At 69.0% G+C, this 21855-nt stretch carries 21 protein-coding genes; 5 read left to right on the forward strand and 16 right to left on the reverse strand.

Going from position 1 to position 21855, the window contains the following annotated elements; all coding sequences use genetic code 11:
* Positions 1 to 5: 5 nt before the first annotated feature.
* The 10 genes from JYK17_RS15120 to JYK17_RS15165 all read right to left on the reverse strand — a co-directional run bounded on the left by JYK17_RS15120 (position 6) and on the right by JYK17_RS15165 (position 8780).
* The gene (locus tag JYK17_RS15120; RefSeq protein ID WP_108013965.1) at positions 6 to 737 is read right to left on the reverse strand and encodes an ABC transporter permease; all 732 of its coding nucleotides are present in this window, start codon (positions 735 to 737) and stop codon (positions 6 to 8) included.
* Complete coding sequence (locus JYK17_RS15125) at positions 734 to 1684, reverse strand: ABC transporter ATP-binding protein (RefSeq protein WP_222810543.1); 951 nt, start codon at positions 1682 to 1684, stop codon at positions 734 to 736. Before JYK17_RS15125 ends, JYK17_RS15120 begins: the two co-directional genes overlap by 4 nt.
* 110 nt (positions 1685 to 1794) lie before the next feature.
* The gene (locus tag JYK17_RS15130) at positions 1795 to 2721 is read right to left on the reverse strand and encodes a hypothetical protein (protein WP_128801990.1); all 927 of its coding nucleotides are present in this window, start codon (positions 2719 to 2721) and stop codon (positions 1795 to 1797) included.
* Between the two features lie 72 nt (positions 2722 to 2793).
* Positions 2794 to 3198, reverse strand: a complete 405-nt coding sequence (locus tag JYK17_RS15135) for a peptidase inhibitor family I36 protein (protein WP_164932168.1) — start codon at positions 3196 to 3198, stop codon at positions 2794 to 2796.
* 240 nt (positions 3199 to 3438) lie between these two features.
* Positions 3439 to 5667, reverse strand: coding sequence for a hypothetical protein (locus tag JYK17_RS15140; RefSeq protein ID WP_222810544.1), 2229 nt, complete (start codon positions 5665 to 5667; stop codon positions 3439 to 3441).
* Positions 5668 to 5821: 154 nt separating this feature from the next.
* On the reverse strand, positions 5822 to 6232 hold the full coding sequence (locus JYK17_RS15145; protein ID WP_108013958.1) for a DUF6113 family protein: 411 nt from the start codon (positions 6230 to 6232) through the stop codon (positions 5822 to 5824).
* A complete protein-coding gene (gene mshB / locus JYK17_RS15150; RefSeq protein ID WP_128801992.1) occupies positions 6229 to 7119 on the reverse strand; it encodes an N-acetyl-1-D-myo-inositol-2-amino-2-deoxy-alpha-D-glucopyranoside deacetylase in 891 nt (296 codons plus the stop codon). Before mshB ends, JYK17_RS15145 begins: the two co-directional genes overlap by 4 nt.
* A 125-nt stretch (positions 7120 to 7244) precedes the next feature.
* Positions 7245 to 7502: a hypothetical protein gene (locus JYK17_RS15155; RefSeq protein ID WP_108013956.1), complete on the reverse strand. Its 258-nt coding sequence runs from the start codon at positions 7500 to 7502 to the stop codon at positions 7245 to 7247.
* The gene (locus tag JYK17_RS15160; RefSeq protein ID WP_108013955.1) at positions 7499 to 7846 is read right to left on the reverse strand and encodes a hypothetical protein; all 348 of its coding nucleotides are present in this window, start codon (positions 7844 to 7846) and stop codon (positions 7499 to 7501) included. The genes JYK17_RS15155 and JYK17_RS15160 overlap by 4 nt, the downstream gene beginning before the upstream one ends.
* 58 nt (positions 7847 to 7904) lie before the next feature.
* Positions 7905 to 8780 (reverse strand): helix-turn-helix domain-containing protein, encoded by an 876-nt coding sequence (locus tag JYK17_RS15165; protein ID WP_108013954.1) that lies wholly within the window; start codon positions 8778 to 8780, stop codon positions 7905 to 7907.
* Between the two features lie 230 nt (positions 8781 to 9010).
* Here JYK17_RS15165 and JYK17_RS15170 point away from each other — a divergent pair, with 230 nt between their 5' ends.
* Entirely contained in the window at positions 9011 to 9187 is a 177-nt protein-coding gene (locus tag JYK17_RS15170; RefSeq protein WP_108014077.1) for a DUF397 domain-containing protein, read from the forward strand.
* 26 nt (positions 9188 to 9213) lie between these two features.
* On the opposite strand, the gene JYK17_RS15175 is transcribed toward JYK17_RS15170, so the two are convergent.
* The gene (locus tag JYK17_RS15175; protein ID WP_108013953.1) at positions 9214 to 9408 is read right to left on the reverse strand and encodes a hypothetical protein; all 195 of its coding nucleotides are present in this window, start codon (positions 9406 to 9408) and stop codon (positions 9214 to 9216) included.
* 176 nt (positions 9409 to 9584) lie between these two features.
* Here JYK17_RS15175 and JYK17_RS15180 point away from each other — a divergent pair, with 176 nt between their 5' ends.
* Positions 9585 to 11705 (forward strand): prolyl oligopeptidase family serine peptidase, encoded by a 2121-nt coding sequence (locus JYK17_RS15180; RefSeq protein WP_128801993.1) that lies wholly within the window; start codon positions 9585 to 9587, stop codon positions 11703 to 11705.
* A 121-nt stretch (positions 11706 to 11826) separates the two neighbouring features.
* Here the strand turns inward: JYK17_RS15180 and JYK17_RS15185 are convergent, their stop codons facing one another.
* The 5 genes from JYK17_RS15185 to JYK17_RS15205 are packed head-to-tail and all read right to left on the reverse strand — an operon-like array spanning position 11827 to position 17412.
* On the reverse strand, positions 11827 to 12900 hold the full coding sequence (locus JYK17_RS15185) for an ABC transporter ATP-binding protein (protein ID WP_108013951.1): 1074 nt from the start codon (positions 12898 to 12900) through the stop codon (positions 11827 to 11829).
* Positions 12893 to 13867 (reverse strand): ABC transporter ATP-binding protein, encoded by a 975-nt coding sequence (locus tag JYK17_RS15190; RefSeq protein ID WP_108013950.1) that lies wholly within the window; start codon positions 13865 to 13867, stop codon positions 12893 to 12895. Before JYK17_RS15190 ends, JYK17_RS15185 begins: the two co-directional genes overlap by 8 nt.
* Before the next feature lie 4 nt (positions 13868 to 13871).
* Complete coding sequence (locus JYK17_RS15195) at positions 13872 to 14852, reverse strand: ABC transporter permease (protein ID WP_108013949.1); 981 nt, start codon at positions 14850 to 14852, stop codon at positions 13872 to 13874.
* The gene (locus JYK17_RS15200; protein ID WP_128801994.1) at positions 14845 to 15768 is read right to left on the reverse strand and encodes an ABC transporter permease; all 924 of its coding nucleotides are present in this window, start codon (positions 15766 to 15768) and stop codon (positions 14845 to 14847) included. The genes JYK17_RS15195 and JYK17_RS15200 overlap by 8 nt, the downstream gene beginning before the upstream one ends.
* A gap of 6 nt (positions 15769 to 15774) precedes the next feature.
* The gene (locus JYK17_RS15205; RefSeq protein ID WP_108013947.1) at positions 15775 to 17412 is read right to left on the reverse strand and encodes a peptide ABC transporter substrate-binding protein; all 1638 of its coding nucleotides are present in this window, start codon (positions 17410 to 17412) and stop codon (positions 15775 to 15777) included.
* Between the two features lie 470 nt (positions 17413 to 17882).
* Between JYK17_RS15205 and JYK17_RS15210 the strand changes: the two genes are divergently transcribed.
* The 3 genes from JYK17_RS15210 (at position 17883) to JYK17_RS15220 (ending at position 21838) form a co-directional block, all read left to right on the forward strand.
* On the forward strand, positions 17883 to 18911 hold the full coding sequence (locus JYK17_RS15210) for an ABC transporter permease (protein WP_181362545.1): 1029 nt from the start codon (positions 17883 to 17885) through the stop codon (positions 18909 to 18911).
* Positions 18912 to 18989: 78 nt separating this feature from the next.
* Positions 18990 to 20753, forward strand: a complete 1764-nt coding sequence (locus JYK17_RS15215; protein ID WP_108013945.1) for an ABC transporter substrate-binding protein — start codon at positions 18990 to 18992, stop codon at positions 20751 to 20753.
* A 104-nt stretch (positions 20754 to 20857) separates the two neighbouring features.
* A complete protein-coding gene (locus tag JYK17_RS15220; protein ID WP_108013944.1) occupies positions 20858 to 21838 on the forward strand; it encodes an ABC transporter permease in 981 nt (326 codons plus the stop codon).
* The last annotated feature ends 17 nt before the right edge of the window (positions 21839 to 21855 follow it).

Below are 21855 nucleotides of genomic sequence, written 5' to 3' on the forward strand. Positions count from 1 at the left end.
GACGCTCACGCCTTCAGCGTGTCCTTCCGGTACAGCCAGGCCGCGCCGCCCGCGAAGAGCAGGAAGAAGACGACGAGGTTGCCGACGTCCTGGGCGTGCGGGGCCTGGCTCTGTTCGATGGCCCGTCCCACCGCAGCGTACGCGTGCGTGGGCAGCCACTTCGCGATGTCCTGCAGCCACTGCGGGAAGCCGTCGGAGGGGAACCACAGGCCGCCGAGGATCGACAGGCCGAAGTAGATGATCATCGTGATCGGGCGGACCGCGTCGCCGGAGGCGAGGTAGCCGATGGCGACCCCGAGCGCGGCGAAGACCAGGCTGCCGGCCCAGATCGCGCCGGTGAGGGCGAGCCACTGCCAGGCGTCCAGGCGTACGTCCTTCACGGCGGCGGCGACCAGGAAGACGACCACGATGGACGGCAGGCTGACCACGGCGGCGCTGGCGGTCTTGGCGAGGACGTAGCCGCGTCCGGGCAGCGTGGTCAGCCGCAGCTGCCGTACCCAGCCGCTCTCGCGCTCCTTGGCGATGCGCTCGCTGTTGCCCATCAGCACGGCGGTCAGGGCGCCGAAGGAAGCCATGGAGACCATGACGTACGCCGCCACGCTCAGGCCGGTGCCGTCGACCGTGCCCGTCTGGCTGGAGGCGAGCAGGAAGATGACCGAGGGGTAGATCACGGAGAAGAAGAGGAACTTGCGGTTGCGCAGGGCGCGGGCGAGTTCCAGCTTGATCAGGCTGTTCATGACTGCTTGGCCTCCTCGGCGGCGGTGATGGCGACGAAGGCCTGCTCCAGGCCGAGCCCGGCGACTTCGAGGTTGCGGGGGTAGAGGCCGAGGCCGTAGACGGCGTGCACGGTCGCGTCGGCGTCGGAGGACTGCAGGCGCACGGTGTGCACGGAGTCCACGGCGGAGCCGCTGTTCGACACGGTGATCGAGGTCAGGAAGGGCAGCTCGCGCAGGGACGCCTCGTCGACCTGGCCCTCCAGGTCGAACGAGACCCGCCGGGCCCCGGCCTTCGCCTTGATCTCGGCGGCGGTGCCGTCGGCGAGGAGGCGGCCCCGGTGCAGGACGAGCACCCGGTCGGCGATGGCGTCGGCCTCCTCCAGGTAGTGCGTGGCGAACAGGACCGTACGGCCCTGGTCGGCCTGCTCGCGCATGGTGGCCCAGAAGGCCTGGCGGGCGGTGACGTCCATGCCGGTGGTGGGCTCGTCCAGGACGATCAGGTCGCTGTCGCCGGCCGTGGCGAGGGCGAAGCGGACGCGCTGGGCCTGGCCGCCGGAGAGCTTGTTGACCTTGCGGTCGGCGATCTGGCTGATGCCGGCCCGGGCGAGGACGTCATCGACCTTGTACGCCTTCGGGTGCAGCGCGCAGCCGAGCCCGACCAGCTCGGCGACGGTGACCTCGTCCATCAGCCCGCCGCTCTGCAGCATCGCGCCCACCCTCCCGGCGACGATCGCCTCGCGCGGGCTGGTGCCGAAGACGCGGACCGTGCCGCTGTCGGCGTGCTTCAGCCCGAGCAGCAGGTCGAGCGTGGTCGACTTCCCGGCCCCGTTGGGCCCGAGCAGGGCCACGGTCTCCCCCGGGTGCAGCGCGAGCGTCAGCCCGTCCACGGCCCGGACGTCCCCGTACACCTTGCTCACCTGGTCGAGGCCGACCACCGGGGCGGTGGTCTGTGTCGCTGTCGTCGTCATGTGAACCATCGTGGCCGCCGGGGGCCCCGGCCCGGCAGTGTCGGCGGTCCTGACTGCCGTATGACAGATGTCATGGCGACGGGCTCAGCAGTCCGGCCCGCCAGTCCGGCTCAGCGGAGGACTTCGTGCGCCTTTCGCAGGGCGTTCCGCCACACCTGCCGGACGGCTTCGAGCTCCTTCTTGTTGGCCGCGATGATCTTGTGCTGGTAGGTGGTCTCGACGGACTGCCAGACGGTCACGTAGTCCACCTGCCGCTTGCACCTCACATCGGCCACCGCGGTGGCGATCTCGCGCGCTCCGGCCTTGTTCCGGGCGCCGGGGTCCGCGCCCTTCGTCCACCAGGCCGGGTCGGCCGCGGCGAGGTGCGGGTTCGCGTAGCGGTAGCCGGCCTTCTTCATACAGGCACTCCACTGAGCGTTCGCGGCCTTGGCCCTGCTGTCGGCCTCCGTGCGCTTCCAGCTCTGCTGCTGGGCCAGGTCGACGGCGGTGAGCGCCTCGCCGCCCTGGGGCAGGCCGAGTTGCTTCAGAGCCTGTCCGCGGCAGCCGCCCGTGCGGCTCGTCGAGGCCGTCTTGCCGCTGCGGCCGGTGTAGGCCTCGGTGAGCGCGTCCGTCATGAGGGCCTTGCGCTTCTTCTCCTGCCGCGCCTCCTCGGCCAGTTGCGCCGGGGTCACGCCGACCGGCGGGGCCAGCTGATAGCCGTAGACCTTCACCGCTTCGGGGTCGGTGACGCCGTAGCGCCGCTCATTGGCCGAGCGCGGTACGCCGAGCTGCTTGAGGCGGGCGGGCCAGGTGTAACCCTTCGCCTTCATGCATGTCTCCGCCAGCTCGTCGACAGCCCGGTCGAGCACTTCCTGCTGCTGGGCGTCGACGGCGTAGGCGTCGAGAGGGAGGACCGGCACCCGGACGCCGGCAACGGTCTTGGTGGCCGGGGAGGCGGAGATCTCGGGCTCACTCGGCGTCCCGCCACCCGACGACTGGCATCCCGACAGCAGTACGGCACACAGGGCGGCGACGCCGATCGCCGGGCTCTTGCGCATCAGGTCAGACGCTTCCTTCGAGAAGGGCGGCCCGAACGGGATGCGCCCCGGTGAAGGGGCGCATCGTCGCGTTCAGTTCGGGCAGGCGGAGTTCGAGCCGAAGCAGTGCGAACTCGCCGTGTTGTCGTTGGGCACCTGATTGATCTGCTCGCCCGGGGGGATGCCGACGAGGGCGCCGGTGTAGCCGGAGTACTGGTAGAAGTACACCAGCGTGTCGGGGTCCATGTTCTTCACCGAGGACATGGTGTTGTCGATGGCCGTGCTGGTGCCGTAGTAGGTGCTGCCGCTGTAGGTGGTCTTGCTGTAGAGCGTGTCGTAGAGACCACCGCCGTAGTTGGCGAGCCGGTAGATACACACCTCGCCGCCGCCCGCGGACTCACACTTGCCGTTGTAGCTGCCCGCGGACGCGGTACCGGTGAAGCCGAGAACCAGTGCCGCACTCGCGAGGCCCACGAGGGCTTTCTTCCTTGCGCTCATCCACTCACCCATCCTGCACTCGGACCCTCCGGAGCCGGCAGGGGTGCCTGAACGAGCGCACGACGAACCCCCGACTCCATGGGGTGAACTTGGTTCGGCCCATGCGCCGCAGTGATCCTAGGTGGCCCGGGAGTGCGGAAAAAATGATTTTGTTCGACGGCGGCGGGAAGCCGCCACCACGCCGGAGGGGGCGCCCCGGCCGAAGCCAGGGCGCCCCCTCGAACGTCAACCGGCCTGCGGCTAGCCCGCGTTGGTCTCGATCACGCCGACGCGGTCCGCCGGTGTCTTGCCGAGGAGCGGCTTGCGCATGGCGCTGATGACGTCCTGGGGTGTCACGGGGGTCTTCTTGCCGTTGCCCCGGGTGATCAGCACGCCGTCCCAGGCGCCGCCGTACAGGTTCTTCAGCGCGGTCGTGTCGTAGTGCTCGACCAGCTTGCCGTCGACCGCCCGGACGCCGAGGAACTTCCACAGCGAGTTCTGGGGGCTGAACTTGACCTGCACCCCGCCCGCCTCGATGGTGACGATGCCCGACATCGCCGGCTTGGCGAACTCGTTCATCATCCGGTCGACCTCGGCGTCGGAGACCGTCGGCTTCTGGGTCGTCGTGGGGACGGCGACCGCGGGGGCCGAGCCGGTCTGCACCTGGGTGCGGTACGCCGACTCGACGGCCTCCGTGGACTTGGCGACGTCGATGCCCTTGCCCGCCTTGCCGTAGACGGCGACTGCCTTGCCCGACTTGAACTGGATCGTGCCCTCGGTCATCGAACCGGAGCCGCCGGAGGCGGAGGTGGACTTCAGGGCGGCGGTCAGTTTCTCCTCGTCGACGGGCATGACCGGGTCGACGACGCGGTGGTTGCCGAAGAGGGAACCGATCACGGAGACCGGGTTGTAGTCGCTCTTCGCGGCCGCGCCGACGGTGGCCTGCTCGTCCAGCTGGAGTCCGGCCTGGTCGGGCTTGAGCGTGACCGTCTTGCCGCCCACAGAGAGCTTCAGCGGCTTGTTCACGTTGCCGCCGAAGGCCTCGTCGAGCTTCTTGACGGCGTCGTCGCGGGTGCCGCCGCCGATGTCGACGCCGAGCACGGTGGTGCCCTTGGGCACGTCGGAGTGGTTCATCAGCAGCCCGGCGCCGTAGGCGAGAGCGGCCACGACGACCACGCCGGTGCCGAGGAGCACCAGCTTGTTGCTCCCCTTCTTCTGCTTCTTCTTGGAGGAGGAGGACGGCACGTTCTGCGCGACCGGCTCGGGGAGCCTCGGGGGCGTGTGCGGTACCGGGGCCTCGCCCGTGCCGCCGGGCCCGAACGGCGAGTTCGTGCCCGGGGTCACGACCGGGATGCCACTGGTGACGGTGTGCCCGGAGATGTTGTCGGGCGCGGGGTAGCCCTGCGCGCCCGGTTCGGGGGCGGGCTTCTGCGGGGTGAGGATCGCGGTGTCGTCGCTGAGGCCGCCGCCGGGTCCGAGGCCCGCGCCGTTCGGGCCGCCCATGCCGCCGGGGCCGCCGGGTCCACCGGGGCCGCCGTTGCCGGGGGGCGGGGCCAGCGGTCCTTCGCCGGTGATGCCGACCGTCGGGCCCGAGGGGCCGGGGCTCCCCGGACCGCCGGGCGCGTTGAAGTCGCTCACGCCGACGGGAGCGCCGTAGCCGCCCTGGCCGTTCGTGCCGTTCTGCGTGCCGGTGTCGGTCTCCGAGAAGTACGGCAGCTCGTCGCGGCGCGGTTCGTCGCCGGAGCGCGGGCCGTTGCCGAGCGGTCCCGCATTCAGCGCCTCGGTGACGTCGAAGGAACCGGTGCCGCCGCCGTGCCCGGGGGCCACGGGCCCGCCGGTCGCTCCGGGCAGTCCGGCGCCGTTGGTCCCGCCGGGACGGGATCCGGCGCCGTTCGCACCGCCGGGACGCGAGCCGCCCGGCACGCTCATGGAGCCGACCACGCCGCCGGGGCGTCCGGCGCCCGGACGCGGAGCGCCGGGAGCGGCGCCCGGGCCGGGAGCCCCGGCGCCCGTGCCGGGTGCGCCCGAACCGTTCGGAGCGGGCGAACCGCCCGGCGTACCGGCACCGTTGGTGGCGCCGCCGGTCTGACCGCCCTTGGGCGCGGCCGACTTGCGGGGCGCGAACCAGTCGCTGGTCTTCTCCTCGGCGGCGGGCTGGGCGGGCTCGGCCGGCGTCTCGACGGTGCTCATCGCCTGGGTCGCCGCGGGTGCGGGAGCCTCGGTCCGAGGAGTCTCGTCGGAGCGCTCGGTGTCCGCGACCGGCGTGCGCACGACGACCGGCGGGATGGGCCGCGACCCGGGGATGTTGATCCGGATCCGGGTCGTCAGCGTGGTCTCGGTCTTGCGGTCCTCCGGCTGCGCGGCCGAACGGCCCGCTTCCGCACCGGCGTCGGAAGCCGTGGGCGTCCCGTACGGCGGCGTACCCGACGGGTATGCGGCTCCGCCGTGCCCGTTGGGCCCGGAGGACGGAGTGTCAGTTTCACGACTCAAGGCAGGTTCTCCCGGTTGGCTCCGCCGCCCGACACAACCTCACGGGCGGCTCGGCGGCGCGCACCACCATACTGGCCACTTCTGGCGTGTATCCCATGACCGCCGGGGAAACCCACACGGGACTCGCACGCGCCTATACCGGCGAAGTGGTACGTCACTTGCCAAGTCGGACGCCACGGCCGCCCGGTTGCCGCCCCTGCCCGAGCGTGGCGCAGATCACAGCGACAGCCATGCCGCCGAGGAGGAAGAGGTAGGAGCCGGCTCCCGCGCCGAAGAGGAAGTCTCCTTCGGGCCTGGTGGCGGTGAGCAGGATGACGGCGATGATCCAGCCGGCGGCGGGCGCGATCGCACCGCCCCGGCCGCCGGTGGCGCGTCCGCCGCCCAGGCAGAGCCCCGCCTCGCCGGCCAGGGCGAGCAGCAGGCCGCCGGGGAACCAGGCGCCCTGCAGCAGCGCACCGGCCGCGCCGACGACCAGGCCGAGCACGAAGAGCCCCAGGTACAGGGCCGCGCGCCCGGCGGAGGGCGGCCGCAGGGGCTGGGTGAGCAGGGAGCCTTGCTCGTTCATGACGCCTCCCCGGCGGTGGTGCCGACACCGGACGCCGCCGGCCCGGCGAACAGGTCGTTCTCCGGCGACCCGTCGGCCTCCCCCTGCACCAACTCGTAGTACTCGGTGGTGAAGAGGGGTTGTGCGAGTTCATTGGAGAGCGCGAAGAAGCCTTCGCCTTCGGCGACCTCGATCTGCGTGGCGTGCGCCCGCATCGCTGCGGCCTTGGCGGCGGCGTACGCGGTGCCGTCGATGGTGGCGGTGATCCGCTCGTCCGCCACGACACCCGGTACGTCGTCGACGACGGCGGCCTTGGAGAAGGGCAGACGGGGCAGATCCTCCGCAAGCCGGGCGAAGGCCCTCTCGGCGACGGATCTGGGGACCCGGTTCCAGTAGACCTTGGGGATCCGCCAGCCGGCCTCGGCGGCGAGTTCGGCGGCGCGCATCGCGACGCGGTGGGCCTGGATGTGGTCCGGGTGGCCGTATCCGCCGTTCTCGTCATAGGTGACGAGGACCTGCGGGCGCACCTCCAGGATCACCTCGACGAGATACCGGGCCGCCTCGTCGACGTCCGCCTGCCAGAAGCAGTTGGGGTCGTCGTTGTCGGCCAGCCCCATCATCCCGGAGTCGCTGTACCGGCCCGGCCCGCCGAGCAGCCGGAAGTCCTCGACGCCGAGCGCGTCCATGGCGGCGGTCAGCTCACGCAACCGGTACTCGCCGAGCGCGGCACCGCTCAGATGCCGAAGCTCCGACGGAATCACCTCACCGCGCTCACCGAGCGTGCAGGTGACCAGAGTCACCCGCGCACCCCCAGCGACATACGCGGCCATGGTCGCGCCGTTGTTGATCGACTCGTCGTCCGGATGCGCGTGCACCAGCAGCAGACGCCGGGAGGGCTCTTCGGTCATGGGGCAACCCTACGAGGGTCGCGGGAGGAAGCGTGCGCGGGCTCGGGCGGGGATCTGCGCCCGGTGAAGGTGTCCGGTTCCGGTCCCTCGGTTTCCGGATCGTGCTTCTACCGGCCGCAAGGCCCTCAGCACCCTAGATACGTGATGTGGACGACGTAGACGCGCTCGCTACGCACGACGACTTGATAGCCAAACCAGCCACCCCGGACGATGATTTCGCCACCTTTCGGGTCGAATCCTTCATAGGCGCGGCCGTGAATGTGCAGCGCTTCGGCCGCTCTGACGAGTTCATCAGCTTTGTGTTCCACGGCTGCGAGAAAATCGGCGGGCACAGTTCGAGCGGCATCTTCGGCGCCGAAGGCGTACTCCCACTTCCAGCTCACTCGCGCACTGCTTTCAGGGCCTCGTCCATGACAGCGCTCAGTTCACGCAGGGCTTCTCGTGCGATGTCCGCATCCTCATGTTCGAGATCGCGCCGCGCTCGGGCGAGGCGAGTGGAGAGGTCTGGACGGCGAGCGATCTCGATCTCCTTGGCCCAGATCAGGACCCAGCTCTGCACAGGGCTGAGCGACTGCCACTCGACGGCCTTGGCGAAGGCATCCTCCTTCATGGCCTGCATCTCGGCCAGGCGCCCAGGAGCAACGACGGCGAGGGCGGCACGCAAGGCATCCGGCGTCAGCTCGGGTCGCGGGATCAGCTCGTGCCCGTGATCTGCCTGACTGCTCATGGTGTCCTCCAGGGGGTGCCCTGGCCAGGTTATCGGGACACCGAGCCGGGGGCGCGGTTCAGGCGGCAAGGGGTGTACGGCAGTCATAACAGCGTCCTGGGATGGGTGCGCGGAAAGCGCGGTCGCAGCCTTCGCAGTTTTGGAGGGGGTGCCGGGTGGGCGGGGGCGGGGTGGGGGCGCGGAATGGGGGCGGAGGGGGCAGCTGGGCGGTGAGGCGGTGTGCCAGGAGGGCGGCTGGGCGGCGGAGGGGCTCGTCCGGCAGGTCTGCTGTCAGGGCAAGGCGTACGGCGGTTGGGGTGACGTCTCGCTCCAGCCAGGCGGCGACGCCGGAGGCCAGGTGGGCCGTGTCGCAGGTCGACAGGAGCAGGCGGGGGTCGTGGCGGCGCAGGTCGGCGAGGAGGTCAACGGCCTGCTGGAGGAGGGCGGGGGCGGTGCACGCGGGCTGCGGGACGGCAGGGAGGGCCTTCCTGCGGGGCGCCGGCTTCGTCGTCGGCGTCTTGCTCGGGTGCGGCGGCCGTGCGGGCTCGCGGTCGGCGTGGCGGGCTCGCCCCGGCTGGTTGCAGGAGACGGTGCGGGTCACGATGCGGCCGCCGGCGCAGCGGATGCGCTCGCGGCGCAGGTAGCCGTGCGCCTCCAGTTCGCGCAGGGCTGCGGCGATGCGGGTGGCGCCCTCCGGGAAGCGGGCGGTCAGGGACTTGATGTCGACGCGGGCGCCCTTGGGCAGCGACTGGATGTGGCAGGCCAGACCGATCGCCAGGAGGGAGAGTTCCGCGTGCTGGGTGAGGTGGTTGCCGATCACCGTGAAGCGCGCGGTGTGGCGGGTGTTGTCGTGCCGGAGGCCGCCGCCCGTGTGGGGCTGCCCCTGGTTCGGGTGGTTGTTGGCGGCAAGCCGGGACCGGGTGCGCGAGGGCGCGCTAGGGTTCTGCGTATCCATCAGGAAGGGCCTAACTTCCTCGGTGGTCAGGCCCTCGCACTGGGATTGCAGTCCCGGCGAGGGCCGTCGCATGTCTGCGGTTGTGTTGCGGTGAGCGTAGAGCCCGCAAGGGGCCGAAGATCCAGCCGAGTTGGCAATGTTCACCCGGGCGAGTGAGCCCCGGCCGCGGGCGGGAGGGGTGGGGCTTGGCCGGGTTCTTTCACCATCGTGGTCCTTGAAAAAGATCCCCCCTGGCACCGGAGCGTGAGCAGTCGGGTTCCGGTGGCGATGCGCGCCGCCGCGTTCGGAGAGGCGGTGGAGGCCGGGGGGCTGCTCGCGTCCGCGACTCCCAGCACACCGCCGACCCACGCCTCCAGCTCACGCCGGAGGCATGGTCCGACTTCGTGTCGTACGCGTCCGAGGGCTGACGGCGCGGTCGACCGGTCGGCGCGGATCAGAACTTGATGCTTCCGATCATCCCCGCGATGTTCGTCGTCAGCTCGTTGATGGTCGGAGCGACGGTCGAGGAGGCGAGGTAGAAGCCGAGCAGGGCGCAGACGATCGCATGCCCGGCCTTCAGTCCTGACTTCCTGATGAGCAGGACGACGATGATCGCCAGCAGCACAACCGCCGAAATCGAGAGTGCCACGGCGGCTCACCTCCAAAGGTCCCAGGGGCGCGGGGGTCGGACTCAGGGGCCAGATAAATCCATGCAATAACCAGCAGGTTCATACCCACTATGCGGTAGTGATCATAACTATCCGGATGCGCGCATCGCTCGGCGCACGGCCGCACAAGGGGGCGCATGGCCAATATGGTCGGGGCATGACGACGAGGCCCGACTCCTTCCCCCGCAGGCACGCCCGCACCCAGCGGTTCACGCTCGGCGCGCCGCGTGCCTTCACCGTGGCGCCCGACGGCACGCGTGTCGTGTTCCTGCGCTCCACCTCCGGCACGGACAGGGCGAGTTCCCTGTGGGTTCTCGATACGGCGCAGGGCGAGGAGCGGGTCGCGGCCGATCCGCACGCCCTGCTGGGCGGCGCCGCCGAGAACCTCCCGCCCGAGGAGCGCGCACGCCGCGAGCGCAGCCGGGAGGGCGGCGGCGGCATCGTCGGCTACGCCACCGACGCGGCCGTCGAGTTGGCGTCCTTCGCCTTGTCGGGGCGGCTTTTCGCGGCCGAGCTGCGGGCCGGCACGGCACGTGAACTGCCCGCCGCCGGACCGGTGATCGACCCGCGCCCCTCCCCCGACGGACGGCACGTCGCCTATGTCGCGCACCGCGCGCTGCGCGTCGTGGACTGCGAGGGCAAGGACGAACGGGCCCTGGCGGAGCCGGAGTCCGACAACGTCACCTACGGCCTGGCCGAGTTCATCGCGGCCGAGGAGATGCAGCGTTCGCGGGGCTTTTGGTGGTCGCCGGACTCGCAGCAACTGCTGGTCGCGCGCGTGGACGACACGCCCGTGCGGCGCTGGTGGATCTCCGACCCGGCCCAACCCGGACGTGATCCACTGCACGTCCCGTACCCGGCGGCGGGCACCGACAACGCGGACGTACGGCTGTTCGTGATCGGCCTGGACGGGACGCGCACGGAGGTCGTCTGGGACCGGGCGCGCTATCCGTACCTGGCACATGTGCACTGGTCACAAGCGGGTGCGCCGCTGCTGCTCGTACAGGCGCGCGACCAGCGCAGCCAGCTGTTCCTGGCCGTGTCCCCGGAGACCGGGGCGACCCGGCTCGTGCACGTGGACGAAGATCCAGTTTGGCTTGATCTTTTCCCAGGGGTGCCCTGCTGGAGCCCGTCCGGGCAGCTCGTGCGGATCGTCGACGAGGGCGGTGCCCGGGTCCTCGCGGTCGGTGAACGCCCGCTGACCGGACCGCAGTTGCATCTGCGCGCGGTGCTGGACGTCGGACCGGACGACGTGCTGGTGGCAGCGTCCGCGGGTGCGGAGGCGGACGCCCCCGAGACCGGCGAGGTGCATGTCTACCGCGTCAACGAGCTCGGCGTGGAGCGCGTTTCGCAGGAGCCCGGCGTGCACTCGGCGGTGCGCGCCGGGGGCGTGACCGTGCTGGTGTCCGCCACTCCCGACCGGCCCGGCGCCCGTGCGCAGGTTCTTCGCGACGGCCGGCCCCTGACGACCATCACGTCGTATGCGGAAGATCCCGGTATGTCCCCGCGCGTGACCCTCACCGAGGGGAGCACGCGTCGCATCCCGTGCGCCGTCCTGCTCCCCCGCGATCACGACGGCGTGACTCCGCTCCCCGTACTCATGGATCCCTACGGCGGTCCGCACGGCCAGCGGGTGCTGGCCGCGCACAACCCGCATCTGACCTCGCAGTGGTTCGCCGACCAGGGGTTCGCGGTCGTGGTCGCCGACGGCCGCGGCACCCCCGGACGCTCCCCGGCCTGGGAGAAGGCGGTGCGCGACGACCTCGCGGCGGTCGTCCTCCAGGACCAGGTGGACGCGCTGCAGTCGCTCGCCGCCGACTTCCCGCTCGACCTGAACCGGGTCGCCATCAGGGGCTGGTCCTTCGGCGGCTACCTGGCCGCCCTCGCGGCCCTGCGCCGCCCGGACGTCTTCCACGCGGCCGTGGTGGGCGCCCCGGTCACCGACCTGCGCCTGTACGACACCCACTACCAGGAGCGCTACCTCGGGCACCCCGGCGAGCAGCCCGAGGTCTACCGGCGCAACTCGCTGATCGACGACGCGGGTCTGGTCGATCCCGCCGAGCAGCACCGCCCGATGATGATCATTCATGGCTTCGCCGACGACAATGTGGTGGTCGCCCACTCCCTGCGGCTGTCCTCGGCCCTGCTGGCCGCGGGCCGCCCGCACGAGGTGCTGCCGCTGTCCGGCGTCACGCACATGACCCCGCAGGAGTCGGTCGCCGAGAATCTGCTGCGGCTCCAACTGGACTTCCTGCGACGGTCGTTGGGCCTGGCCTAGCACGGCAGCGGGCCGGGACGACATCGCGCACCCCGGCCCGCTCACGGCACCCGCACGGCCGTACGCTCCAGAGCCTGACGCGTCCGTATCTCGGATGCGGGTCGGCGGAGTTGCCTGCGTGTTACTCCTCTTGCTCCGACGGCTCCTTCGGGGCCTCCTCCGGCGTCTCCTCGGGCGGCACCACCTGCTTCTCCTCCGCGAAGTGGCAGGCCGAGTCGTGCGCGGCGGGGCCGGTCGCGAACCGGAACTCGGCGGGCACCGCGAGCGCAGGCACCTCCAGCGCGCACCGCTCCTGCGCCTTCCAGCAGCGGGTGCGGAAGCGGCAGCCGGAGGGGATGTTCGTCGGGGACGGCACGTCGCCCGCCAGGATGATCCGCTCCCGGTGCTCGCGCGCCTCCGGATCGGGCACGGGGACGGCGGAGAGCAGCGCCTGGGTGTACGGATGCGTCGGATGCTCGTAGATCTCGCTGTCGCGGCCGGTCTCCACGATCCGCCCGAGGTACATCACCCCGACCCGGTCCGAGATGTGCCGGACGATCGACAGGTCGTGCGCGATGAAGATGTACGACAGCTCGAACTCGCTCTGCAGCCGGTCGAGAAGGTTGATCACCTGGGCCTGGACGGAGACGTCGAGCGCGGAGACCGGTTCGTCGGCGACGATGATCTCCGGGCGCAGCGCGAGCCCCCGCGCGATGCCGATGCGCTGGCGCTGGCCGCCGGAGAACTGGTGCGGATAGCGGTTGATGTACTCGGGGTTGAGCCCCACCACGTCCAGCAGTTCCTGGACCTTGGTGCGCCGGTCGCCCTTGGGGGCCACTTCTGGGTGGATCTCGTAGGGCTCCCCGATGATGTCGCCCACGGTCATCCGGGGGTTGAGGGAGGTGTACGGGTCCTGGAAGACCATCTGGATGTTGCGCCGCACCGAGCGCAGGGCCTTGCCGGACAGGCGCGCGATGTCCTCGCCCTTGTAGCGGATCTCGCCGGCCGTCGGCTTCTCCAGGTTGACCAGCATCTTGGCGACCGTCGACTTGCCGCAGCCGGACTCGCCGACGATGCCGAGGGTTTCGCCGCGGCCCAGCTCGAAGTCCACGCCGTCGACGGCCTTCACGGCGCCGACCTGTTTCCTGAAGACGATGCCCTGGGTCAGCGGGTAGTGCTTGACCAGCCCGCTGACCTGCAGAATCGGCTCAGCCATGCAGGCACTCCCTCCAGAAGTGGCAGGCGCTGCGCCGCACTTCGTCCACCTCGAACAGGGGTGGCACATCGGTGCGGCACACGTCCTGGGCCATCGGGCAGCGGGGGTTGAAGGCGCAGCCGGGCGGGATGTTCATGAGGTTGGGCGGCAGGCCCTTGATGGCGTAGAGCTCCTGGCCCTTCTGGTCCAGGCGCGGGATCGACTCCAGCAGGCCCCTGGTGTACGGGTGCGCGGGGGCCTTGTAGATGTCGTGCACCGGGGCCGACTCCACGATCCGGCCCGCGTACATGACGGCGATCTTGTCGGCGACGTCCGCGACCACGCCGAGGTCGTGAGTGATGAGGATGAGCCCCATGTTGTACTCGCGCTGCAACTCGGCGAGCAGATCCATCACCTGGGCCTGGACGGTGACGTCGAGGGCGGTGGTGGGCTCGTCGGCGATGATGAGCGCCGGTTCCAGGGCGAGCGCCATCGCGATCATGATGCGCTGGCGCATGCCGCCGGAGAACTGGTGCGGATAGTCCTTGACCCGCTCCTTGGCGGCCGGGATGCGCACCCGGTCCATCAGCTCGACGGCCTTGGCCCGTGCGTCCTTCTTCGACATCCCCCGGTGCACGAGGAACATCTCGCCGAGCTGGTCGCCCACGGAGAGCACGGGGTTGAGGGAGGACAGCGCGTCCTGGAAGATCATCGCCATCTCGGCCCCGCGCACCTTGCGCCGCTCGTCCTCCTTGAACTTCAGCAGGTCCTGGCCGCGGAAGAGGATCTCGCCGCCGGTGATCTTCCCCGGCGGAATGTCGAGGATGCCCATGACCGCCTGCGCGGTGACGGACTTGCCGGACCCGGACTCCCCGAGCACGGCGAGCGTCTCCCCCGCGTCCACGCTGTACGAGACCCCGTTGACGGCCTTGGCGATTCCGTCCCGGGTCCGGAACTCCACCTGCAGATCCCGCACTTCGAGCAGCATCGCGTCATGACCTCAGCTTCGGATCGAGGGCGTCGCGCACCGCGTCGCCGAGCATGATGAAGGCCAGCACCGTGACGGCCAGGGCGCCGGCCGGCCACAGCAGCATGTGGGGGGCGTTGCGGATGTAGGGGGAGGCGGCCGAGATGTCGATGCCCCAGCTGACCGTGGGGGGTTTGAGGCCCACGCCGAGGTACGACAGGGTCGCCTCCAGGGCGATGTACGTGCCGAGCGCGATGGTCGCCACCACGATCACCGGCGCGATCGCGTTGGGCGCGATGTGCCGCAGCAGGATGCGGGAGTTGGAGGCGCCGAGGGCGCGCGCGGCCTGCACGTAGTCGTTCTGCTTCGCGGTGATCACCGAGCCGCGGGCGATGCGCGAGATCTGCGGCCAGCCCAGCAGCACCATGAAGCCGATCACCGGCCAGACGGTGTTGCTGGTGACGACGGAGAGCAGGACCAGACCGCCGAGGACGACCGGGATCGCGAAGAAGATGTCGGTGATGCGGGACAGCAGCGAGTCCCAGAACCCGCCGAAGAAGCCCGCGAGCCCGCCCAGCACCGAGCCGAGGAGCGCGACGCCGAGCGTGGCGCAGACGCCGACCGTGACGGACTTGCGGGCCCCGTACACGGTCCGCGTGTAGACGTCGCAGCCCTGGCCGTCGTAGCCGAAGGGATGGCCCGGCTGGGAGCCCTCCTGGGCCTTGGCGAGGTCGCACTTGAGCGGGTTGCCGGAGGCGATCAGCGAGGGCCACAGGGAGATGACGACCAGGAAGAGGATCACCAGGGCCGAGATGATGAAGACGGGGTTGCGGCGCAGGTCCCGCCAGGCGTCCGACCACAGGGAGCGGGGTCTGCCCGCCGGGCCGGTGCCGTCCGGCCCGCCGGGTGCCGTCTCCAGCGTCTGCCCCTCGGCCACCGCGAGGTCCATCGCCCCGCCCATGCCCGCGCCGGAGATGGCGCCCTCGGACTCGAACGGCTCAGGCATAGCGGATCCTCGGGTCGAGTACGGCGTACAGGAGGTCGACGAGGAGGTTGGCGACCAGGAAGACCAGCACCAGCACGGTCACGAAGCCGACCACGGTCTGGGTGTTCTGGCGCAGGATGCCCTGGTAGAGCTGAAAGCCGACGCCGTGGATGTTGAAGATCCGCTCGGTGACGATCGCGCCGCCCATCAGGGCCCCGATGTCCGTGCCGATGAAGGTGATCACGGGGATCAGCGAGTTGCGCAGCAGATGCCGGACGATCACTCGCCGGCGGGGCAGCCCCTTGGCGATGGCCGTGCGGACGTAGTCGGAGCGCCGGTTCTCCGCGATGGAGGTGCGGGTCAGCCGGGTGACGTAGGCGAGGGAGACGGAGGCCAGGACCAGGCCCGGCACGATCAGTTCGCCGAAGTTCGCGTCCGGCGAGACGGACGGTTTGATCCAGCCCCACTCGACACCGAGCAGCAGTTGCAGCAGCAGGCCGGTGACGAAGGTGGGGACGGAGATGACGACGAGGGTGAGCAGCAGGACCGAGGTGTCGACCGGGCGCCCGCGCTTGAGTCCCGTGATCACGCCGAGGGTGATGCCGATGACGATCTCGAAGATGATCGCGACGATCGTGAGCCGGATGGTCACCGGGAACGCCGTCGACATCAGCTCGGTGACCTTCTGGCCGTTGAAGGCGGTGCCGAAGTCGCCGGTGAAGACGTTGCCCATGTAGGTCAGGTATTGCTGCCACACGGGCTTGTCGAGGCCGAACTCCTTCTTCAGCTGGGCGGCCGTGGCCGGGTCGCACTGCCGCTCGCCGCACAGTCCCGCGATGGGGTCGCCCATCACGTTCACCATCAGGAAGATCAGCAGCGTGGCCCCGATGAACACGGGGATCATCTGGAGCAGACGCCGGACCACGTATCTGCCCATGGGCGCTCAACCCACCTTGATCTCGTCGTAGACCGGGACGCTGAACGGGTTGAGGGCGACGTTGGAGAGCCGCTCGGACCAGCCGGCGCTGCCGTTCTGGTACCAGAGCGGGATGGCGGCCATGTTGTCCCGTACGACCTTCTCGGCGTCCTGGAAGAGCGAGATCGCCTTGGCGGTGTCGGTCTCGCTGTTGGCCTGGTTCACCAGCTTGTCGAAGTCCTTGTTGGACCAGTGGCCGTCGTTGGAGGAGGCGTTGGTGTAGTAGAGCGGCTGCAGGAAGTTCTGGATGAGCGGGTAGTCCATCTGCCAGCCGGCCCGGAACGGACCCGACATCTTCTTCGCGGTGATCTTGTTGCGGAAGTCGGCGAAGGTGCCGACCGGGTTGCCGACGCAGGCCTTGTCGTTGCCGAGCGAGTTGTTGATGGAGTTGCAGACGGCGTCGACCCACTCCTTGTGCGAGCCGGTGTCCGCGTTGTAGCTGATCTTGACCTGGCCGCCGGGCAGCCCGCCGCCCTCCTTGACCAGCTTCTTGGCCTCGGAGGGGTTGTACTCGCAGGCGCCCCCGCACAGCCCGTCCTGGAAGCCGCCCTTCTCGCCGAGGACCGGGGAGGTCCAGTCGGTGGCCGGGGTACGGGTCTTCTGGAAGATCGTGTCGGTGATCTGCTTGCGGTTGATCGCCATGGACAGGCCCTTGCGGACCTTCTCCGAGCCGCTCTTGTTCCAGTTCTTGTCGTAGAAGGGGAACGCGAGCGTCTGGATGATGCCGGCCGGGGTGTTCAGATACCGGCCCTGGAGGTCGGCCTTGACGTTCTTGAGCTGGGCGGCGGGGACGTCGTCGACGAGGTCGAGGTTGCCGGCCATCAGGTCGGTGTAGGCGGTGTTGTTGTCCGTGTAGACCTTGAGGTCCACACCGCCGTTCTTGGCCTTGTCGGTGCCGGGGTAGGCGTCCCACTTGCGCAGGGACATCTTCGAACCCTTGGTGTACGACTGGATCTCGTACGGCCCGTTGCCGACCGGCTTCTTGATCCACCCGGCGTGGTCGCTGAAGAAGACCTTGGGCAGCGGCGCGAACGCCGGGTAGCCGAGGGTGTCGGGGAAGGTCGAGAACTTCTGGGACAGCTTGACGGTGAAGGTGCGGTCGCCGGTGACCTTCAGGCCGGAGAGCGTGTCGGCGGTCTGCTTGCCGCTGTCGGGGTGGACCTTGTCGTAGCCCTCGATGTAGCCGAAGAAGTACGCGTTCTTCTGGTTGTTCTTCAGGCTGGCGCCGTAGTTCCAGGCGTCCACGAAGGACTTGGCGGTGACCGGCTCGCCGTTGCTGAACTTCCAGCCGCTCTTGACGGTGACGGTGAAGTTCTTCGAGTCCGAGGTGTCGATCTTCTCGGCGAGCATGTCCTTGGCGGCACCGGTCTTCGGGTCGTACCGCTTCAGCCCCCGGAAGATCATGTCGAGGACCTTGCCGCCCTGCACCTCGTTGGTGTTGGCCGGCTCCAACGGGTTCTGCGGGTCCCCCCAGGAGGAGCTGAGCACCGCACCGCTGTCACCACTGCCACCGCCGTTGTCGCTGCCGCCGCCCCCGCAGGCCGTCGCGGCGAGTGCGACCGCCGCCGCGCCTGCGGCCCATTTGGCGTGCGTGGCTCCACGCATGGAGTGCCTCCTCATGACTGCCAGTCCATTACCGGCAAATATCAACTCAGAGGCGACATAGCGCACACGGACCGAGGCCATTGGGGGATCTTGAACGGGGTATGCCATCCGGATGGGCGCACGACGGCGGCGCAGCGCTCGTGGATCTTCGGTGAAGAGCGCAATGGATCTTCGCGATCCGATGCCGAACCGTTGGATTGTTACGCCAAGATGTACGGATTCCGATACGGAGGCATCCGCATATCGAACTCGTTGCCCGTTTCGCGTAGTTGGCCCGAATCCGGACACGGGTTGATTACGGCGCGCTACACGCGTAGCTACAGATCGACCAAGTAAAGGCAAAGAAGGTAAATAGAACGCCAAGCCGAGTGAGAATTTATTGACCTTGAACGAATTGCGTTGAAAAAGTCCGGCGTAGCCCGTAGGGAGCGCCCTGCGGAGTCACCAGACCTCCTTGGGCCAGGAGCACCATGACCCCCCCTACTCCATCGGCGGCTGCCCCGCTCGAGGTGACCGACGCAAGCGTCGAGACGTCACCTCTGCCCTCCACCCCCAAGGGCAGCGACAGCCGTTCACCCGGGCGACTGGCCTGGACTCGCTTCAAACGCGACCGCACAGGCGTTATATCCGCCTACATCGTGATCTTCTTCATCGTGATCGCGGTCGCCGCGCCGCTGATCGCCAAGCTGTACGGCAAGGACCCGTACACGACGTACGCCAGCCAGAACCCGGACCTGCTGAACGCGTTCTCGTACCCGGCGGGCCCCAACGGCGGCATGAGTTCGCAGTTCTGGTTCGGCATCGAGCCCCAGCTCGGGCGGGACGTCTTCACGTTCCTGCTGTACGCGATCCGCAACTCCCTGGGCATCGCGGCGGCCGCCGCCATCCTCACCACCGTCCTGGGCGTCCTCATCGGCGTCACGGCGGGCTATCTGGGCGGCAAGGTCGACTACCTCGTCGGCCGGGTCATCGACATCCTGCTGTCGTTCCCCTCGACGCTGTTCTTCATCGCTTTCATGCCCGTCGTCTTCGGGTTCTTCGTCGCCCCCGACGACGACATCCCGACCTCGTTGCGGGCCATCTCGCTGATCATCGTCCTGTCCTTCTTCGGCTGGTCGAGCATCGCCCGGCTGCTGCGCGGTCAGGTTCTCGGCCTGCGCGAGCGGGAGTTCATCGAGGCGGCGAAGATCACGGGCGCATCCCCCATGCGCATCGTGTTCAAGGAGCTGCTCCCCAACCTGTGGACGCCGATCATCATCCAGTTCACGCTGCTCCTTCCCCTCTTCGTGACCTCGGAGGCGGGTCTGTCCTTCCTCGGCGTCGGCATGATCGACCCGACGCCGGACTGGGGCGTCATGATCGCTCGTGGCGCCCAGTTCTACACCGAGGACTTCACCTTCATGCTCTTCCCGGGCCTGTCGATGGTGATCTTCGTCCTCGCCTTCAACCTGCTCGGTGACTCGGTGCGAGACGCGCTCGACCCGAAATCCAAGCGGTAACCAAAGCTCCCCGTCCCGGCCGGATCGCCGCCCGGCCGGTCCCGTTCGTCACGACTCACACAAAGAGGCAGGCTCAGCATGTCCTTTTCCCGCAGAAACTTCCTGATAGCCACCGGTGTGGCCGCGGCCGGCACCACCGTGCTGAGCGCCTGCGGCGGCAGCGGCGGAGGCGGCGGCTCGTCGAAGGACAACGTCCCCTCGGTCTCCGGCGCCAAGACCATGAACATCCCGGTCGGCTCCAAGTCCGACTCCACCGGCCCCGCGCCGGAGGTCCCGGGTGCGGTCAAGGGCGGCACGATCTACTCCCTCGACCAGTTCGACATGGACCACCTGGACCCGGCCCAGATCTACGTCTCCACCGAGGGCGCCATCACCCGCCCGATCCTGCGCGGCCTGACCGGCTACAAGATCGACAACAAGGGTGGCGCCACGCTGGTCGGCGACGTCGCCACCGACGCCGGCACCATGAAGGACGGCGGCAAGACCTGGTCGTTCACGATCAAGGACGGCATCAAGTGGGAGGACGGCTCCGAGCTGTCCATGGACGACGTCCGCCACACCTTCGAGCGCCTCTTCGCCTCCTGGGTCACCGAGGGCCCCCGCTACGTCCAGCAGTGGATGGTCGGCGGCGACAAGTACAAGGGCCCCTACGAGGGCAAGAGCCTCGACTCCATCGAGATCGACGGCAAGACCATCACCTTCCGCCTCACCGAGGCCCGCGCCGACTTCAACTACACGCTCGCCATGCCGGGCTACAACCTGGTGTCGAAGAAGAAGGACACCAAGCAGAAGTACGACAAGCGTCCGTTCGCCCTCGGCCCGTACAAGATCTCCGACCGCCAGATCGGCAAGTCGCTGACGTACGTGCGCAACGAGCACTGGGACCCGAAGACGGACTCGATCCGCAACGCGTACCCGGACAAGTTCGTCTTCCAGTTCGGCTTCGAGTCGGTGGCCTCCACGGACCGCTACATCGCGGACCGCGGCAACGACCAGTACACGATGTCGATCTTCAACGAGGTGGCCCCGGAGCGCACCGCCCAGGTCCTCACCAACGCCAAGCTGAAGAAGCGCGTCCTCACCCAGGTCGACACGGTCACCTACTACTGGCCGATCAACACCACCCGGATCAAGGACGTCAAGGTCCGTCAGGCCATCAACTGGGCCTGGCCGCACCAGCAGCTGCAGACCATCCGCGGCGGCAAGGCCACCAGCGAGCTGGCCAGCACCATCCTCAGCCCGGTCACGCCCGGCTACCAGCACTTCGACCTCTACGGCGTCGAGAAGAAGCCCGGTGGCGACCCGGCGAAGGCCAAGGCCCTGCTGAAGGAGGCCGGCAAGGTCGGCCAGAAGGTGGTCATCGCCTACCAGCAGTCGGACAACGCGGTGAAGCAGGCCGTCGCCATCAAGAACGCCCTGGAGGCGGCCGGCTTCAAGGTCGTCAACAAGCAGGTGGACAAGTCGACCTTCTACACCCAGATCGGCAAGATCGACAACGGCTACGACCTGTTCGCGGCCGGCTGGAGCCCGGACTGGCCGAACGGCTACTCGGTCTTCTACCCCTGCTGGAGCGGCAAGAACATCGGCGACGGCCGCAGCAACTACGCCCAGCTGAACGACCCGAGCGTGAACAAGGCCATCGACCAGGCCTCCACGATTGCGGACACGGACCAGGCCAACAAGGCCTGGGGTGCCATCGACCGGCAGATCATGGAGCTCGCCCCGGTCGTCCCGGACTACCACTCCATCCGTAACTGGATGTACGGGTCCAAGGTCGGCAACGTCATCTACGACGCCGGCAACACCTGCGTCGCGCTCTGCAAGCTGTACGCCAAGAAGTAAGCCGACCGGGGGGCGGCCGTTGCGACGGCCGCCCCCCGCGGCGGCCCCACCCCCCTCCTTTCAACTCCCCGGCGACGGCGCCCCGTCCGGAAAGTCACGCCCTCATGCCCCGCTTCCTCGTCCGCCGAGTGCTCGGCGCGCTGGTCATCCTGCTGATCATCAGCGCTGTCACCTTCTGGCTCTTCTACGCCGTTCCGCGTGACCCCGCCACAATGTCCTGCGGCAAGAACTGCACGCCCGACATGCTCGCGAAGATCCGGCACAACCTGGGCATCGACCATCCGATCCCGGTCCAGTACTGGGACTGGCTCAAGGGCATCTTCGTCGGTCGGGACTACTCCGGCTTCGGGCACTGCAACGCCCCGTGCCTGGGCTACTCCTTCGCCAACAACCAGCCCGTGCTCGGCACCATCCTGGACCGGCTGCCGCTGACCCTCTCGCTCGCCTTCGGCTCGGCCGTTGTCTTCCTGATCTTCGGCATCGGCACGGGCATGATGGCCGCCGTCAAGCAGGGCAAGTGGCAGGACAAGGTGGCCAGTTCGGCCTCGCTGGTGGCGTCCTCCATGCAGATCTACTTCGTCGGCTACCTCGCGATGTACCTGCTGGTCGCCAAGTTGAACATCCTGGACAACCCGTCCTACACGCCGCTGACGGAGAACCCGGTCTCCTGGGCCTCCGGCCTGCTGCTGCCCTGGCTGGTGCTCTCCCTGATCTGGACCGCGAACTACACCCGTATGACGCGCTCCCAGCTGGTCGAGACGCTCAGCGAGGACTACGTGCGCACGGCCCGGGCCAAGGGCCTCTCCAGCCGCAACGTCTTCTTCCGGTTCGCCTGGCGCGGCGCCATGGGTCCGATCGTCACCATCTTCGGCATCGACCTCGCCACCCTCATCGGTGGCGCGATCATCACGGAGTCCGTCTTCAGCCTCCAGGGCGTCGGCCGCCTCGCGCTGTCGTCCGTGAACCGCAGCGACCTGCCGATGCTGCTCGGCGTCACCGTGCTGTCGGCCGGCGCGATCGTGTTCTTCAACATCATCGTCGACGCCGTCTACGCCCTCATCGACCCGCGGATCCGGCTCTCCTGACCTCCGCCGCCCTGCCC

This window comes from Streptomyces plumbidurans, assembly GCF_019857225.1.
GTDB lineage: Bacteria > Actinomycetota > Actinomycetes > Streptomycetales > Streptomycetaceae > Streptomyces > Streptomyces plumbidurans.